Origin of the sequence: Pseudomonas sp. R3.Fl, assembly GCF_023516765.1 — a bacterium.
GTDB classification, from domain to species: Bacteria; Pseudomonadota; Gammaproteobacteria; order Pseudomonadales; family Pseudomonadaceae; genus Pseudomonas; species Pseudomonas citronellolis.
Window position 1 is genome coordinate 2405996 of sequence record NZ_JAMGSO010000001.1, and the last position, 14923, is coordinate 2420918.

At 67.3% G+C, this 14923-nt stretch carries 18 protein-coding genes; 7 read left to right on the plus strand and 11 right to left on the minus strand.

Annotated elements, in window-relative coordinates; all coding sequences use genetic code 11:
• The first annotated feature begins 26 nt into the window (after positions 1–26).
• Entirely contained in the window at positions 27–1133 is a 1107-nt protein-coding gene (gene mltB, locus M8R19_RS10370) for a lytic murein transglycosylase B (protein WP_074977722.1), read from the plus strand.
• 13 nt (positions 1134–1146) lie between these two features.
• Here the strand turns inward: mltB and M8R19_RS10375 are convergent, their stop codons facing one another.
• Positions 1147–1905: a Nif3-like dinuclear metal center hexameric protein gene (locus M8R19_RS10375; protein WP_249917745.1), complete on the minus strand. Its 759-nt coding sequence runs from the start codon at positions 1903–1905 to the stop codon at positions 1147–1149.
• 115 nt (positions 1906–2020) lie between these two features.
• On the opposite strand from M8R19_RS10375, the gene algW reads away from it, so the two are divergent.
• A complete protein-coding gene (algW, locus tag M8R19_RS10380; RefSeq protein ID WP_074977718.1) occupies positions 2021–3184 on the plus strand; it encodes a Do family serine endopeptidase AlgW in 1164 nt (387 codons plus the stop codon).
• Positions 3185–3232: 48 nt separating this feature from the next.
• Here the strand turns inward: algW and hisC are convergent, their stop codons facing one another.
• From hisC to M8R19_RS10430, 10 genes are all read right to left on the minus strand, one after another.
• Positions 3233–4291 (minus strand): histidinol-phosphate transaminase, encoded by a 1059-nt coding sequence (gene hisC, locus M8R19_RS10385; RefSeq protein ID WP_249917746.1) that lies wholly within the window; start codon positions 4289–4291, stop codon positions 3233–3235.
• Between the two features lie 96 nt (positions 4292–4387).
• Complete coding sequence (hisD, locus tag M8R19_RS10390; protein ID WP_009617836.1) at positions 4388–5698, minus strand: histidinol dehydrogenase; 1311 nt, start codon at positions 5696–5698, stop codon at positions 4388–4390.
• A 125-nt stretch (positions 5699–5823) separates the two neighbouring features.
• Complete coding sequence (gene hisG, locus M8R19_RS10395) at positions 5824–6459, minus strand: ATP phosphoribosyltransferase (protein ID WP_009617828.1); 636 nt, start codon at positions 6457–6459, stop codon at positions 5824–5826.
• 12 nt (positions 6460–6471) lie between these two features.
• Complete coding sequence (gene murA, locus M8R19_RS10400) at positions 6472–7737, minus strand: UDP-N-acetylglucosamine 1-carboxyvinyltransferase (protein ID WP_058071415.1); 1266 nt, start codon at positions 7735–7737, stop codon at positions 6472–6474.
• Positions 7738–7758: 21 nt separating this feature from the next.
• The gene (locus M8R19_RS10405; RefSeq protein ID WP_009617824.1) at positions 7759–7998 is read right to left on the minus strand and encodes a BolA family protein; all 240 of its coding nucleotides are present in this window, start codon (positions 7996–7998) and stop codon (positions 7759–7761) included.
• A 114-nt stretch (positions 7999–8112) separates the two neighbouring features.
• Positions 8113–8424, minus strand: coding sequence for an STAS domain-containing protein (locus M8R19_RS10410; protein ID WP_058488600.1), 312 nt, complete (start codon positions 8422–8424; stop codon positions 8113–8115).
• Entirely contained in the window at positions 8421–9074 is a 654-nt protein-coding gene (locus M8R19_RS10415; protein WP_074977833.1) for an MlaC/ttg2D family ABC transporter substrate-binding protein, read from the minus strand. Before M8R19_RS10415 ends, M8R19_RS10410 begins: the two co-directional genes overlap by 4 nt.
• 20 nt (positions 9075–9094) lie before the next feature.
• Positions 9095–9571, minus strand: a complete 477-nt coding sequence (gene mlaD / locus M8R19_RS10420; RefSeq protein WP_009617817.1) for an outer membrane lipid asymmetry maintenance protein MlaD — start codon at positions 9569–9571, stop codon at positions 9095–9097.
• Positions 9571–10368 (minus strand): lipid asymmetry maintenance ABC transporter permease subunit MlaE, encoded by a 798-nt coding sequence (gene mlaE, locus M8R19_RS10425; protein ID WP_074977709.1) that lies wholly within the window; start codon positions 10366–10368, stop codon positions 9571–9573. Before mlaE ends, mlaD begins: the two co-directional genes overlap by 1 nt.
• Positions 10368–11177 (minus strand): ATP-binding cassette domain-containing protein, encoded by an 810-nt coding sequence (locus M8R19_RS10430; protein ID WP_074977706.1) that lies wholly within the window; start codon positions 11175–11177, stop codon positions 10368–10370. The genes mlaE and M8R19_RS10430 overlap by 1 nt, the downstream gene beginning before the upstream one ends.
• A gap of 243 nt (positions 11178–11420) precedes the next feature.
• Between M8R19_RS10430 and M8R19_RS10435 the strand changes: the two genes are divergently transcribed.
• The 5 genes from M8R19_RS10435 to lptB are packed head-to-tail and all read left to right on the plus strand — an operon-like array spanning position 11421 to position 14746.
• Complete coding sequence (locus M8R19_RS10435) at positions 11421–12395, plus strand: KpsF/GutQ family sugar-phosphate isomerase (RefSeq protein ID WP_074977704.1); 975 nt, start codon at positions 11421–11423, stop codon at positions 12393–12395.
• On the plus strand, positions 12396–12920 hold the full coding sequence (locus M8R19_RS10440; protein ID WP_249917747.1) for a KdsC family phosphatase: 525 nt from the start codon (positions 12396–12398) through the stop codon (positions 12918–12920). It begins immediately after the preceding gene.
• Between the two features lie 8 nt (positions 12921–12928).
• Positions 12929–13498: an LPS export ABC transporter periplasmic protein LptC gene (gene lptC / locus M8R19_RS10445; protein WP_074977701.1), complete on the plus strand. Its 570-nt coding sequence runs from the start codon at positions 12929–12931 to the stop codon at positions 13496–13498.
• Positions 13485–14021 (plus strand): lipopolysaccharide transport periplasmic protein LptA, encoded by a 537-nt coding sequence (gene lptA, locus M8R19_RS10450; RefSeq protein ID WP_009617806.1) that lies wholly within the window; start codon positions 13485–13487, stop codon positions 14019–14021. Before lptC ends, lptA begins: the two co-directional genes overlap by 14 nt.
• Positions 14021–14746 carry an LPS export ABC transporter ATP-binding protein gene (gene lptB / locus M8R19_RS10455; RefSeq protein WP_074977698.1) on the plus strand — a complete coding sequence of 242 codons (726 nt, stop codon included), beginning with the start codon at positions 14021–14023 and terminating at the stop codon, positions 14744–14746. Before lptA ends, lptB begins: the two co-directional genes overlap by 1 nt.
• Positions 14747–14923: the final 177 nt, after the last annotated feature.

The window sequence follows — 14923 nt, forward strand, 5'->3', positions numbered from 1 at the left end:
ATTCTCCACGCACCAGCAGATTTCCCATGCGCCGCATCGCCCCGCTCCTGCCTCTGTTCCTTCTCATCGCCGCCTGCAGCAGCAAGCCCACCGCGCCGACGCCGGCAGCCGCCCCGCAGAAAAGCGCCGCCACCGGCACGACGCGCCTGTACACCCCGGCGAACCCGGTGCAGCCGATCAGCCCGCTGACCGGCGACTTCGCCAACAACCCCAACGCCCAGCGCTTCGTCGACCGGATGGTCAGCCTGCACGGCTTCGATCGCCAGCAGCTGCAGGACGTGCTGGGCCGCACCCAGCGCCTGGACTGGGTGATCCGCCTGATGGACCGCCAGGCGCCGACCTACCAGGCGCCGAGCGGCCCGAACGGCGCCTGGCTGCGTTACCGCAAGAAGTTCATCACCCCGGACAACATCCAGAACGGCGTGGCCTTCTGGAACCAGTACGAAGACGCCCTCGAGCGCGCCTCGAAGACCTACGGCGTGCCGCCGGAGATCATCGTCGGCATCATCGGCGTGGAAACCCGCTGGGGCCGGGTGATGGGCAAGACGCGGATCATGGATGCCCTGGCCACCCTGGCCTTCGACTACCCGCGGCGCGCCGACTTCTTCGCCGGCGAGCTGGAGCAGTTCCTCCTGCTGGCGCGCAAGGAGCGCGACGACCCGCTGGCCCTGCGCGGCTCCTACGCCGGCGCCATGGGCTACGGCCAGTTCATGCCGACCTCGTTCGCCCGCTACGCGGTGGACTTCGATGGCGACGGCCACGTCGACCTGTGGGACCCGCAGGACGCCATCGGCAGCGTCGCCAACTATTTCCAGCAGCACGGCTGGGTCACCCACGACAGCATCGCCGTGCCGGCCAGCGGCCAGGCGCGCGGGCTCGAGGATGGCTTCAAGACGCAGTATCCGCTCCAGACGCTGAGCGCCGCCGGGCTGCGCCCGCAGGCCCCCCTGGGCAAGCACCGGAGCGCCAGCCTGCTGCGCCTGGACATGGGCCGCAACTACCAGTACTGGTACGGCCTGCCGAACTTCTACGTGATCACCCGCTACAACCACAGCACCCACTACGCGATGGCGGTCTGGCAGCTCGGCGCGGCCGTGGACCAGGCCCGGCGCCGCTACGCCTCGACGCCGTGAGCGCCCGCGGCGCTCAGGCGGGGTTCGGGCAGTCGATGAAGCTGTGCTCGATGCCGAAGCGCTCGGCCAGGTAGCGGCCCAGCGCCTGCACGCCGTAGCGCTCGGTGGCGTGGTGGCCGGCGGCGATGAAGGTGATGCCGTTCTCGCGGGCGCTGTGCACCGTCTGCTCGGAGACCTCGCCGGTGAGGTAGGCGTCCACGCCCGCCGCGATGGCCTGGTCGATGTAACCCTGGGCGCCGCCGGTGCACCAGGCGATGCGCCGGATCGGCCGCTCGCCTTCCACCAGCAGCGGCTCGCGGCCCAACACCCGGGCCACGTGGGCGGCGAAATCGGCCGGCGCCACGGGGGCCGCGGGCGCGCCCAGCAGCACGATGGAACGCGGGTTGCCCGGCTCCAGCGGGCCCTCGATGTCCAGGCCGAGCTGCTGACCCAGCTGCACGTTGTTGCCCACCTGCGGGTGCAGGTCCAGCGGCAGGTGGTAGGCGATCAGGCTGATGTCGTGGGCCAGCAGGGTCTTCAGGCGACGCTGCTTCATGCCCACCACGCAAGGGTTCTCGCCCTTCCAGAAGTAGCCATGGTGGACCAGCACCGCATCGGCCTGCGCGGCCACTGCCGCGTCCAGCAGCGCCTGGCTGGCGGTCACGCCGCTGACGATGCGCCGCACCTGCGGCCGGCCCTGCACCTGCAGGCCATTAGGGCAGTAGTCCTGGATGCGCGCGGCGTCCAGGTAGCGGTCGGCCTCTTCGACCAGCTCGGTCAGATCGATCGCCATCGAATTTCCTCCAGGCATTAGGGGAGACGGCTATTTTCTTGCCACGCCGCCCGTATAATGGCGGCCACCCTAGCGGCCTTCCCCAGGCCGAGCAACCCCCAAGGATCGTCCTCCGATGCTGAAGGCCCTGCGTTTTCTCGGCTGGCCCGCGCTTGTCGGCGTCTTGCTGGCGCTGCTGATCATCCAGCGTAACCCCGAATGGGTCGGCCTGCCCGAACAGGAAGTCCACCTGCAGCAGGCGCCCCTGCTCAGCCGCCTGCAGCAGGGCCCCGGAACCTATGCCGACGCCGTGACCCGCGCCGCGCCGGCGGTGGCCAACCTGTACACCACCAAGATGGTCAGCCGGCCGGGCAACTCGATGCTCGACGACCCACTGTTCCGCCGCTTCTTCGGCGACAACCTGCCGCAGCAGAAGCGCATGGAGTCGAGCCTGGGCTCGGCGGTGATCATGAGCCCCGAGGGCTACCTGCTGACCAATAACCACGTCACCGCCGGCGCCGACCAGATAGTCGTGGCCCTGCGCGACGGCCGCGAAACCACGGCGCGCCTGGTCGGCAGCGACCCGGAAACCGATCTCGCAGTGCTCAAGATCGACCTCAAGGACCTGCCGGTGATGACCCTCGGGCGCTCCGACGGCATCCGCACCGGCGACGTCTGCCTGGCCATCGGCAACCCCTTCGGCGTGGGCCAGACGGTGACCATGGGCATCATCAGCGCCACCGGCCGCAACCAGCTGGGGCTGAACACCTACGAAGACTTCATCCAGACCGACGCGGCGATCAACCCGGGCAACTCCGGCGGCGCCCTGGTCGACGCCAGCGGCAACCTGGTGGGCATCAACACCGCCATCTTCTCCAAGTCCGGCGGCTCCCAGGGCATCGGCTTCGCCATCCCGATCAAGCTGGCGCTGGAGGTGATGAAGTCGATCGTCGAGCACGGCTCGGTGATCCGCGGCTGGCTGGGCGTCGAGGTGCAGCCGCTGACGCCGGAGCTGGCCGAGTCCTTCGGCCTGCAGGACCAGGGCGGGGTGGTGGTCGCCGGTGTCTACCGCGACGGCCCGGCCGCCCAGTCCGGCATGCAGCCGGGCGACATCATCCTCGACATCGACGGCAAGAAGGCCGCCGACGGCCGCACCGCGATGAACCAGGTGGCGCGCACCAAGCCGGGCGAGAAGATCAACATCCAGGTGCTGCGCAACGGCAAGCACGTCACCCTGGAGGCGGAAGTGGGCCTGCGCCCGCCGCCCACTCCGCCGGTGCAGCAACCGCAGCAGCAGTAACGAAGAACGGCGCCCGAGGGCGCCGTTTCTTTTTCAGCCGGGCGTGGCTCAGAGCCGCGTGCGCAGAGCGTCCAGCAGCGCCTGGTTCTGCTCCTCGGTGCCGATGCTGATGCGCAGGAACTGGGCAATGCGCGCCTGCTTGAAGTGGCGGACGATCACCCCCTGCTCGCGCAGGCCGGCGGCCAGCTCGGCGGCGTCGTGGCGCGGGTGGCGGGCGAAGATGAAGTTGGCCGCCGACGGCAGCACCTCGAAGCCCATGCCGCTCAGCTCGCCCACCAGCTTCTCGCGGCTGTCGATCACCGCCTGGCAGGTGCGCTGGAAGTACTCGCGGTCCTCGAAGGCGGCGATGGCGCCGGCCTGGGCCACGCGGTCCAGCGGGTAGGAGTTGAAGCTGTTCTTGACCCGTTCCAGGGCCTCGATCAGGTCTTCGTGGCCGACCGCCAGGCCGACGCGCAGCCCGGCCAGGGAGCGCGACTTGGACAGCGTCTGCGCCACCAGCAGGTTCGGGTAGCGCTCCACCAGGCCGATGGCCGTCTCGCCGCCGAAGTCGACGTAGGCCTCGTCCACCAGCACCACGCTGTCCGGGTTGGCCAGCAGCAGGCGCTCGATGGCTTCCAGCGGCAGCAGGCAGCCGGTCGGCGCATTGGGGTTGGGGAAGATGATCCCGGCGTTGGGCCGGGCGTAGTCCTCGACGCGAATCTGGAACTGCTCGTCCAGCGCCAGCGCCTCGAAGGGAATGCCGTAGAGGCCGCAGTACACCGGGTAGAAGCTGTAGGTCACGTCGGGGAACAGCAGCGGCCGGCCGTCGTGCTGGAACAGCGCGTGGAAGGCGTGGGCCAGCACTTCGTCGGAGCCGTTGCCGACGAACACCTGGCCCGGGCGCACGCCGTAGTAGTCGGCGATGGTCTGCTTCAGGCGGTCGGCGTTGGGGTCCGGGTACAGGCGCAGGGCGTCGCCCAGCTCGGCCTGCATGGCGGCCAGCGCCTTGGGCGACGGGCCGTAGGGGTTCTCGTTGGTGTTCAGCTTGACCAGCTTGGCCAGCTTGGGTTGCTCACCCGGCACGTAGGGCACCAGGTCCTTGACGAAGGGGCTCCAGAACTTGCTCATCGCCCTCTCTCCTTTAAAGAATCGCTGAAGGCTGGAGGGCTGGAGGCTGAACGTTTTTCGTCCAGCCTCAAGCCTCCAGCGGCTTTTATCGGCTTTTCAGCCCTTGATCCGGTATTCGGCGCTGCGGGCGTGGGCGGTCAGCGACTCGCCGCGGGCCAGGACCGAGGCGGTCTTGCCGAGCACCGAGGCGCCGTCGGCCGAGCAGAAGATGATCGACGAGCGCTTCTGGAAGTCGTACACGCCCAACGGCGAGGAGAAGCGCGCGGTGCCGGAGGTCGGCAGCACGTGGTTCGGGCCCGCGCAGTAGTCGCCCAGGGCCTCGGCGGTGTAGCGGCCCATGAAGATGGCGCCGGCGTGGCGGATGTTCGGCAGCCAGCTTTCCGGATCGGCCACCGACAGCTCCAGGTGCTCCGGGGCGATGCGGTTGGCCACCTGGCAGGCCTGGGCCTGGTCGGCGACCTGGATCAGCGCGCCGCGGTTGCCCAGCGAGGTGCGGATGATCTCGGCGCGCTCCATGGTCGGCAGCAGCTTCTCGATGCTGGCGGCGACCTTGTCGAGGAAGGCGGCGTCCGGGCTGACCAGGATCGACTGGGCGTCCTCGTCGTGCTCGGCCTGGGAGAACAGGTCCATGGCGATCCAGTCCGGGTCGGTGCCGCCGTCGCAGACCACGAGGATCTCCGAGGGGCCGGCGATCATGTCGATGCCCACCTGGCCGAACACGTGGCGCTTGGCGGTGGCCACGTAGATGTTGCCCGGGCCGACGATCTTGTCCACCTGGGGCACGCTCTCGGTGCCGTAGGCCAGCGCGGCCACGGCCTGGGCACCGCCGATGGTGAAGACGCGGTCGACGCCGGCGATGCAGGCGGCGGCGAGGACGATCTCGTTGATCTCGCCACGCGGCGTCGGCACCACCATCACCACTTCGGCGACGCCGGCGACCTTGGCCGGAATCGCGTTCATCAGCACCGACGAGGGATAGGAAGCCTTGCCGCCGGGCACGTACAGGCCGGCGCGGTCCAGCGGGGTGACCTGCTGGCCGAGCACGGTGCCGTCGGCCTCGGTGTAGCGCCAGGAGTCCTGCTTCTGCTTCTCGTGGTAGCTGCGCACGCGCTCGGCGGCGGTTTCCAGCGCCTCGCGCTGGGCCGGGGTGATGCGCGTCAGGGCCAGTTCCAGGCGCTCGCGCGGCAGGATCAGGTCGGCCATGCTGGCGACCGCGAGGCCGTCGAAGCGCTGGGTGAGCTCGACCAGGGCGGCGTCGCCACGGCTGCGCACGTCAGCGATGATGTCCAGCACGCGCTGGTTCACGGCGTCGTCGGACACGCTTTCCCAGGACAGCAGATGGTCCAGATGACGCGCGAAGTCCGGATCGGCGGCGTTGAGTCGACGGATGGCGAAGGGTGCGGTCATAGCTGGCCTCTTAAAATTGGCGTGATCTCGGGCGCCGCTAGACTAGCAAGCCCACCGTGCGGGCACCCGAGAAAATTTGGCTATGACACGGATAGGCGGGCGCGGCGGGAAGGCCGCGCAGGGAATTACGCCCGGTGTCGAGACTCCACCGCTTCACGCAGAGTGTCGATCAGGGCCTGGATGCGCGCGTGCTGCATCTTCATCGAGGCCTTGTTGACGATCAGCCGCGAGCTGATGTGGGCGATCAGCTCCTGGGGTTCCAGGCCGTTGGCGCGCAGGGTGTTGCCGGTGTCGACCACGTCGATGATCTTGTCGGCCAGGCCGACCAGCGGCGCCAGCTCCATGGAGCCGTACAGCTTGATCACCTCGACCTGGCGGCCCTGCTCGGCGTAGTAGCGCTTGGCCACGTTGACGAACTTGGTGGCCACCCGCAGGCGCCCCTTGGGCTCGGCCGCGCCGACCGCGCCGGCGGTCATCAGCTTGCAGTTGGCGATCTTCAGGTCCAGCGGCTCGTACAGCCCCTGGCCGCCATATTCGAGCAGCACGTCCTTGCCGGCCACGCCGAGGTCGGCGGCACCGTGCTCGACGTAGGTCGGCACGTCGGTGGCGCGGACGATCAGCAGGCGCACGTCGTCGAGGCTGGTGGGGATGATCAGCTTGCGGCTCTTGTCCGGGTTCTCGGTCGGCACAATGCCTGCCGCTGCGAGCAGCGGCAGGGTGTCATCGAGGATCCGGCCCTTGGACAGGGCGATGGTCAGCATGTCTGGTCAGCCCTAGCCCGGTACGCGGCGGATCTTGGCGCCGAGCAGTTGCAGCTTCTCTTCGATGCACTCGTAGCCACGGTCGATGTGGTAGATGCGGTCGATCAGGGTGTCGCCCTCGGCCACAAGGCCAGCGATCACCAGGCTGGCGGAAGCGCGCAGGTCGGTGGCCATGACCGGGGCGCCCTTGAGCTGCGGCACGCCGGTGACGATGGCGGTGTTGCCCTCGACCAGGATCTGCGCGCCCATGCGGTTCATTTCGTAGACGTGCATGAAGCGGTTCTCGAACACGGTCTCGATCACCGCGCCGGTGCCTTCGGCCACGGCGTTCAGCGAAATGAACTGGGCCTGCATGTCGGTGGGGAAAGCCGGATACGGCGCGGTACGGATGTTCACCGCCTTCGGCCGGTTGCCCTTCATGTCCAGCTCGATCCAGTCGTTGCCGGTGTTGATGTGCGCACCGGCCTCTTCCAGCTTCAGCAGCACCGCCTCGAGGATGGTCGGGTCGGTGTCCTTGAGCTTGACGCGGCCACCGGTGGCGGCGGCGGCGACCAGGTAGGTGCCGGTCTCGATGCGGTCGGGCAGCACGTTGTACTTGGCGCCGCCCAGGCGCTTCACGCCGTCGATGATGATGGTGTCGGTGCCGGCGCCCTGGATCTGCGCGCCCATGGCGATCAGGCAGTTGGCCAGGTCGACCACTTCCGGCTCGCGGGCGGCGTTTTCCAGCACGGTGCGGCCGTTGGCCAGGGCCGCGGCCATCATGATGTTCTCGGTACCGGTCACGGACACGGTATCGAAGAAGAAGTGCGCGCCACGCAGGCCGCCGGCCGGGGCCTTGGCCTTGATGTAGCCGCCTTCGACGGTGATCTGCGCGCCCATGGCCTCGAGGCCGCGGATGTGCAGGTCGACCGGACGCGAACCGATGGCGCAGCCGCCGGGCAGGGCCACCTCGGCCTCGCCGAAGCGCGCGACCATGGGGCCGAGCACCAGGATCGAGGCGCGCATGGTCTTCACCAGCTCATAGGGCGCGACCAGGGTCCTGATGCTGTTGGCGTCGACTTCGACGTTGAGCTTCTCGTTGATCACCGGCTGCACGCCCATGCGACCGAACAGCTCGATCATGGTGGTGATGTCGTGCAGGTGCGGCAGGTTGCACACGGTGACCGGAGTGTCCGCCAGCAGGGTGGCGGCAAGGATCGGCAGCGCGGAGTTCTTGGCGCCGGAGATGCGGATTTCGCCGTCGAGACGGGAACCGCCGGTAATGATCAGTTTGTCCATAGCAGGTATATCCCCGGCGGCTCAGGAACGCTCGGCCCAGGCGGCGCGGCTGAAGAATTTCATGGTCACGGCATGGATGGCGCCACTGGCGATCCATTCGTTAAGGTGCGCGTAGATCTGCTGCTGACGTTTCACCGGGCTCAGACCGGCCAGTTCGTCACTGATCAGGTTCAGCTGGAAGTTGCAGCCTTCGCCTTCCACTTCGACCTGGGTACCCGGGAGCTTGGCTTCCAGGATGTTCTTGACTTCAATCGCCTGCATGCTCGACCTCGATCGGCGCTCAACGCGCGCGGGCCGGCAATGATACAAAAAAGCCCCCCGCCTGCGAACCCCGCCAGGGGAAGTCGCGGACGGAGGGCCTTTCGAGCGCCCCGATCAGCCCTGCAGCGGCAGGATGCCGTCGAGGTCGCTGACCTTGGCGATGTCTTGCATGTCTTTCGGCAAGCCGCGGACCTGCAGGCTCTTGCCCGCCTGGTGCGCATCGCGCAGGAAGGCCAGCAGCAGCGACAGGCCGACGCTGCTGGACTTCTCCACCGCCGAACAATCCACCACCAGCTGCTGGGCGCCGCTCGCGGCGATCAGGGCCTTGCCCTGCTCGCGCAGCTGCGTGCCGCTGCGGTAGTCGAGCACCCCGGCCAGGCGCAGCTCGCCGGCCGCGCCCTCGCTGATGCTGGCAGCGCTGGTCATTGCGCGCCACCCTCGTCCGGGTTGCCCTTGGCGGCATCCTTGGCATGGGCGACCACCTGGTCCCAACTGGCGATGGTCTTCTCCAGGTCGTTGCCGTTCTTCTGCATGGAGTCGGCGAACTGGTCGCGGAACAGCTTGCCGATGTTGATGCCGTTGATGATCACGTTGCGCAGGCGCCAGGTCCCCGACTGGTTGACCATGGTGTACTGCACCGGATAGACGGTGCCCTTGCTGTCACGGATCTCCATGTTCACGCTGGAGCGCTCCGGGTCCTGCTTGCCGGTGGACGGCAGCACGCGGATGTCCTGGTTGTCGTACTCGAGCAGGGCGTTGCCGTAGAACTGCATCAGGCTGTTCTTGAACACCGTCTCGAAGCGCTTGATCTGCTCCGGGGAGGCCTGGCGCGAATACTTGACGGTCATCACGCCCTTGGCGATGCCCTCGGAGTCCACCACCGGGCCGAGGATGCGGTCCAGGGCGGCGTAGAGCTGCTTGGGATCGGCGCGATAGGCCGGCTTGTTGGCCTTGAGGTCGGACAGCAGGTTGTCGACGGTCTGCTGCACCACCTGCTGCGCATTGGGCGCGGCGTTGGCGATCAGCGGCAGTGCTGCGAGCAGGACCAGCAGGCCGCGGCGCAGGAGAGTCAGCATGGCGTTCATCCTCATCATCGTCATTGCTTCTTGGGCTCTTCTTTGTTGACCGAGTTCAACAGGAACTTGCCGATCAGGTCCTCCAGCACCAGCGCGGACTGGGTGTCGTGGATGACGCCGCCGTCCGTGAGCATCTTGTCGTCGCCGCCGACGCTGATGCCGATGTATTTCTCGCCCAGCAGGCCTGCGGTGAGGATAGACGCGGTGGAGTCGTCCGGCAGGTTGTTGACGCTCTTGTTGATCTCCATGGTCACCCGGCCACGGTAGCTGTCGTGGTCCAGGTCCACGGCGACCACCTTGCCGATGGTCACGCCGGCCATGGTCACCTTGCCGCGCACGGTCACGCCGGCGACGTTGTCGAAGTAGGCATACAGCTGGTAGGTGTCATTGGAATGCCCGATGGTCAGGCCGCTGACACGCAGCGCCAGCAGCAGCAGGGCCAGCAGGCCGCCGAGAAGAAACAGGCCTACACCGATTTCCAGGGTGCGGGTTTGCATCAGAAGTCTCCAAACATCAAAGCGGTCAGTATGAAGTCCAGCCCCAGTACCGCCAGGGAGGCATAGACCACGGTTCGAGTCGTTGCGCGGCTGATCCCTTCGGAGGTCGGCTCGCAGTCATAGCCCTGGAACACGGCGATCCAGGTCACCACGAAGGCGAACACCACGCTCTTGATCACGCCATTGAGCACATCCTCGCCGAATTGCACGCTGTTCTGCATGTTCGACCAGAAGGAACCCTCGTATACGCCCAGCCAGTCGACGGCGACGGCGGCGCCGCCCCAGATGCCGACCACGCTGAAGATCGCCGCCAGCAGCGGCATCGAGATGAAGCCGGCCCACAGGCGCGGCGCGATCACGTAGCGCAGCGGGTCGACGCCGATCATCTCCAGGCTGGAGAGCTGTTCGGTGGACTTCATGTTGCCGATCTCGGCGGTCAGCGCCGAGCCTGCGCGGCCGGCGAACAGCAGGCCGGTCACCACCGGACCCAGTTCGCGCAGCAGGGTCAGGGCCACCATCTGCCCCACCGCCTGCTCCGAACCATAGTCCTTGAGGATGTTGTAGCCCTGCAGGGCCAGCACCATGCCGATGAAGATGCCCGAAACCACGACGATCGCCAGCGACAGCACGCCCACCGAGTACAGCTGCTTGATCAGCAACTGGCCCATGCCGCCGGGCACCCGGCGGCCGAGCATGGCGTGGCCGAGGAACAGCGTGGAACGGCCGAGCGCCTCGAGCACGTCGAGGCCCGACCGCCCGAGCAGGCGAATCCGCTCGAGCAGTGAAGTCTTGCGCATCAGCGTTCCCCCAGCAGGTCGGCGCGATAGTCGCGCGCGGGATAGTGGAAGGGCACCGGACCATCCGGAATCCCCTTCATGAACTGGCGCACGCGCGGATCGTCGAGCTCCTTGAGCTCCGCCGGCGTGCCCTGCCCCAGCACCTTGCCGTCGCCGACGATATAGATGTAGTCGGCGATGCTGGCGGTTTCCGCCAGGTCGTGGGAGACCACGATGCTGGTGATGCCCAGGGCATCGTTGAGCAGGCGGATCAGCCGCACCAGCACGCCCATGGCGATCGGGTCCTGGCCGACGAAGGGTTCGTCGTACATGAGGATCTGCGGGTCCAGGGCGATCGCCCGGGCCAGCGCCACGCGGCGCTTCATGCCGCCGGACAGCTCGTCCGGCATCAGCTCCAGCGCCCCGCGCAGGCCCACGGCCTGCAGCTTCATCAGGACGATGTCGCGGATCATCTCCTCGGGCAGGTCGGTGTGCACCCGCAGCGGGAAGGCGACGTTCTCGAACACGTCCAGGTCGGTGAACAGCGCGCCGCTCTGGAACAGCACGCCGAACTGCTTGCGCATGTCGAACAGGTCGGCGCGGGCCAGCTTCGGCAGGTTCTGCCCGTTGACCATGACGTCGCCCTTGACCGGGCGCAGCTGTGCGGCGATCAGGCGCAGCAAGGTGGTCTTGCCGCAACCCGACGGCCCCATGATGCCGGTGACCTTGCCGCGCGGAATACGGATATCCACGTTGTCGAAGATGGCGCGGGTACCGCGCTTGAAGGTGACCCCCTTCAGCTCGACAGCGTATTTTTCATCGGTGCTCATAGAACTCCTTGCATGACGGCCCTGTCCCTGCAATGCCCCGTCGAACCGTCGGAACACGGTAACGCAAGACAGGCCGAACGGCGGCGAACTATAGCATTGGCGCGCGCGGCGGCCCAAGGCCCGCCGCCGGCGATTCAGCTCGGATTCAGCTTTCCCTGTGCAAGATCCGGTATCGGCAGGGTGAAGCCCGGACCGCTTTACCGTTATAATCTCGCCCTTCACTTCGCCCCACGCGATCGGAACATGAGCCAGAATCACGATTTCATCCAGTCGGCACAACGCACCATCGGCCTCGAGCGCGATGCGGTGGATGCCCTGCTGCCACGCATCGGGGCCGATTTCTCCAGGGCCTGCGAACTGCTGCTCGGCTGCAGCGGCCGCGTGGTGGTGGTCGGCATGGGCAAGTCCGGGCACATCGCCCGCAAGATCGCCGCCACCCTGGCCAGCACCGGCACCCCGGCGTTCTTCGTGCACCCGGCCGAGGCCAGCCACGGCGACATGGGCATGATCACCAGGGACGACGTGGTCCTGGCGCTGTCCAACTCCGGCTCCACCGCCGAGATCATCACCCTGCTGCCGCTGATCGCCCGCCTGGGCATCACCCTGGTGAGCATGACCGGCAACCCCGAGTCGCCGCTGGCCAAGGCCGCCGCGGTGAACCTGGACGCCGGCGTCGAACACGAGGCCTGCTCGCTGAACCTGGCGCCGACCTCCTCCACCACCGTCTCCCTGGTGCTCGGCGACGCCCTCGCCGTGGCCCTGCTGGAGGCCCGCGGCTTCACCGCCGAGGACTTCGCCTTCTCCCATCCGGGCGGTGCCCTGGGCCGGAGATTGTTGCTGAAAGTGGAAAACATCATGCACGTGGGTGAAGAACTGCCGCAGGTCTCCCCCGGCACTTCGCTCAGCGGCGCCCTGCTGGAAATGACCCGCAAGGGCCTGGGCATGACCATCGTCCTCGGCGAAGACGGCCGCCTGGCCGGCGTGTTCACCGACGGCGACCTGCGCCGCACCCTGGACAAGGGCGTGGACGTGCGCACGGCCACCATCGACCAGGTGATGACCGTGCACGGCAAGACCGTGCGCCCGGACATGCTCGCCGCCGAAGCCCTGAAGATCATGGACGACCACAAGATCAACGTCCTGGTGGTGGTCGACGGCGACGACCACCCGGTCGGCGTGCTGCACGTCCACGACCTGACCCGCGCCGGAGTCATCTGAATGACCGCAGACCTGCTGCAACGCGCCAGTGGCGTGCGCCTGGCGGTGTTCGACGTAGACGGCGTGCTGACCGACGGCAAGCTCTACTTCCTGCCCGACGGCGGCGAGTTCAAGACCTTCAACACTCTCGACGGCCACGGCATCAAGATGCTCATCGCCTCGGGCGTGCGCACCGCCATCATCAGCGGCCGCAAGAGCGCCGTGGTCGAGCGCCGCGCGCAGAACCTGGGCATCGGGCACCTGTTCCAGGGCCGCGAGGACAAGCTGGTGGTCCTCGACCAACTGCTCGCCGAACTCGGGCTAGGCTATGAACAGGTCGCCTACCTGGGCGACGACCTGCCCGACCTTCCGGTCATCCGCCGGGTCGGCCTGGGCATGGCGGTGGCCAGCGCCGACGCCTTCGTTCGCCAGCACGCCCATGGCGTGACCCAGGCGCGCGGCGGCGAAGGCGCGGCCCGTGAATTCTGCGAACTCATCCTGCGCGCCCAGGGCAACCTCGAGGCGGCGCAAAGCGCCTACCTGTAGAGCCAGACATGCCGAAGACCCTTCGCCAGAAGCTCCTCCTCGCCCTGATCGCGATCCTGCTGGTCGCACTGGGCTACTACTGGAACGTGCGCCTGGACTTCAACGAGCGCCAGGTCGCGCCGAGCAACGACGCCATCGACTTCTACGCGGCCAATGCCCACAGCCTGCAGTACCGCGAGGACGGCAGCCTGGCCTACGAGATGACCGCCGATCGCCTGGAGCACATGAAAGCCACCGACGTCACCAACGTCACCACGCCGGACCTGTTCTTCTTCCGCGAGGGCGAGCCGCAGCCGTGGCACGTGCAGAGCGTGCGCGCCGAGGTGGGCCCGGAAGGCAAGCAGGTCGAACTGATCGACAACGTCCGGGTCCAGCGCACCGACGCGCAGAACCGCACCCTGCTGCTCACCACCACGCGCATGACGGTGTTCCCGGACAAGGATTATGCCGAGACCAGTCAACCCGTTAAGATCACCGAGCCCCAAGGGGTGACCACGGCGGTAGGCATGAAAGCGTATCTGAAAGACAGCCGGATGACCCTGCTGTCCAACGTAAGAGGTCAGCATGAGGTTCGTTAAAACCTTCCCCCTTTTCCTCGGCCTCGTCGCCGCCCTGGGCAGCAGCGCTGGCTGGGCGCTGCCGACGGATCGCGAGCAGCCGATCCGCGTGCAGGCCGACAGCGCCGAACTGGACGACAAGCAGGGCGTCGCCGTGTACCGCGGCGACGTGGTGGTGACCCAGGGCAGCATGAAGCTGACCGGCAACACCGTCACCCTCAAGCAGAACAAGGACGGCGAGATCGAGGTGGTCACCTCGGTCGGCAAGCCCGCCTATTTCGAGCAGAAGCCGGCGCCGGACAAGGAAATCACCAAGGCCTACGGCCTGACCATCCAGTACTTCGTCACCCAGAACCGGGTGATCCTGATCGACCAGGCCAAGGTGATCCAGGAAGGCAATACCTTCGAAGGCGAGAAGGTCGTCTACGACACCGAACGGCAGATCGTCAACGCCGGCCGCGCCACCGGCACCCAGGTGACCACCCCGCGCCCGCGCATCGACATGGTCATCCAGCCCAAGAAGAAGCAGGATCAAGCCCAGTAATGGCCACGCTCACCGCACAGCACCTCGCCAAGAGCTACAAGGGTCGCCAGGTCGTCCGCGACGTCAGCATGAGCATCGACAGCGGGCAGATCGTTGGCCTGCTCGGCCCCAACGGCGCCGGCAAGACCACCTGCTTCTACATGATCGTCGGCCTGGTCCGCGCCGACCAGGGCGTGGTCCGCATCGACGAGCAGGACGTCACCAACCTGCCCATGCACGGCCGCGCCCGCGCCGGCATCGGCTACCTGCCGCAGGAAGCCTCGATCTTCCGCAAGCTGTCGGTGGCGGACAACATCGGCGCCATCCTCGAGACCCGCGCCGACCTCGATCGCAACGGCCGCAAGGAGGCCCTGGAAGGCCTGCTGGAGGAGTTCCACATCCACCACATCCGCGACAACCTCGGCATGAGCCTGTCCGGCGGCGAGCGCCGCCGCGTGGAGATCGCCCGCGCACTGGCCAGCTCGCCGAAGTTCATCCTCCTCGACGAACCCTTCGCCGGCGTGGACCCGATCTCGGTGGGCGACATCAAGCAGATCATCCACCACCTCAAGGCCAAGGGCATCGGCGTGCTCATCACCGACCACAACGTGCGCGAGACCCTCGACATCTGCGAGACGGCCTACATCGTCAACGACGGCCAGCTGATCGCCGAGGGCGACTCCACGGCCATCCTGGCCAACGAACTGGTCAAGGAAGTCTACCTGGGCCACGAGTTCCGCCTCTGAGCCCCCTCGCCCCGGCCTCGCGCCGGGGCGGACGCCCGCCTCACGTCGGCCCGACCGACCGACAACAGATTTATGCGTAAACGCCCTAGGCAAAGTCTGAGAATTCAGGCATATAATTTGCTTCCTAGCGGCGTTCCGGAGCTTCGGCCCTGGCGCCCGTAGTCGTGGATATGGCGC

What these genes read in the sequence shown, in the direction of transcription:
- lptC (WP_074977701.1), top strand. Translation starts at nt 12,929, where the DNA reads ATGCCGAAGACCCTTCGCCAGAAGCTCCTCCTCGCCCTGATCGCGATC.
- M8R19_RS10440 (WP_249917747.1), top strand. Translation starts at nt 12,396, where the DNA reads ATGACCGCAGACCTGCTGCAACGCGCCAGTGGCGTGCGCCTGGCGGTG.
- M8R19_RS10415 (WP_074977833.1), bottom strand. Translation starts at nt 9,074, where the DNA reads ATGCTGACTCTCCTGCGCCGCGGCCTGCTGGTCCTGCTCGCAGCACTG.
- algW (WP_074977718.1), top strand. Translation starts at nt 2,021, where the DNA reads ATGCTGAAGGCCCTGCGTTTTCTCGGCTGGCCCGCGCTTGTCGGCGTC.
- lptA (WP_009617806.1), top strand. Translation starts at nt 13,485, where the DNA reads ATGAGGTTCGTTAAAACCTTCCCCCTTTTCCTCGGCCTCGTCGCCGCC.
- mlaE (WP_074977709.1), bottom strand. Translation starts at nt 10,368, where the DNA reads ATGCGCAAGACTTCACTGCTCGAGCGGATTCGCCTGCTCGGGCGGTCG.
- mlaD (WP_009617817.1), bottom strand. Translation starts at nt 9,571, where the DNA reads ATGCAAACCCGCACCCTGGAAATCGGTGTAGGCCTGTTTCTTCTCGGC.
- M8R19_RS10410 (WP_058488600.1), bottom strand. Translation starts at nt 8,424, where the DNA reads ATGACCAGCGCTGCCAGCATCAGCGAGGGCGCGGCCGGCGAGCTGCGC.
- mltB (WP_074977722.1), top strand. Translation starts at nt 27, where the DNA reads ATGCGCCGCATCGCCCCGCTCCTGCCTCTGTTCCTTCTCATCGCCGCC.
- hisD (WP_009617836.1), bottom strand. Translation starts at nt 5,698, where the DNA reads ATGACCGCACCCTTCGCCATCCGTCGACTCAACGCCGCCGATCCGGAC.
- M8R19_RS10375 (WP_249917745.1), bottom strand. Translation starts at nt 1,905, where the DNA reads ATGGCGATCGATCTGACCGAGCTGGTCGAAGAGGCCGACCGCTACCTG.
- M8R19_RS10430 (WP_074977706.1), bottom strand. Translation starts at nt 11,177, where the DNA reads ATGAGCACCGATGAAAAATACGCTGTCGAGCTGAAGGGGGTCACCTTC.
- murA (WP_058071415.1), bottom strand. Translation starts at nt 7,737, where the DNA reads ATGGACAAACTGATCATTACCGGCGGTTCCCGTCTCGACGGCGAAATC.
- M8R19_RS10435 (WP_074977704.1), top strand. Translation starts at nt 11,421, where the DNA reads ATGAGCCAGAATCACGATTTCATCCAGTCGGCACAACGCACCATCGGC.
- hisG (WP_009617828.1), bottom strand. Translation starts at nt 6,459, where the DNA reads ATGCTGACCATCGCCCTGTCCAAGGGCCGGATCCTCGATGACACCCTG.
- M8R19_RS10405 (WP_009617824.1), bottom strand. Translation starts at nt 7,998, where the DNA reads ATGCAGGCGATTGAAGTCAAGAACATCCTGGAAGCCAAGCTCCCGGGT.
- lptB (WP_074977698.1), top strand. Translation starts at nt 14,021, where the DNA reads ATGGCCACGCTCACCGCACAGCACCTCGCCAAGAGCTACAAGGGTCGC.
- hisC (WP_249917746.1), bottom strand. Translation starts at nt 4,291, where the DNA reads ATGAGCAAGTTCTGGAGCCCCTTCGTCAAGGACCTGGTGCCCTACGTG.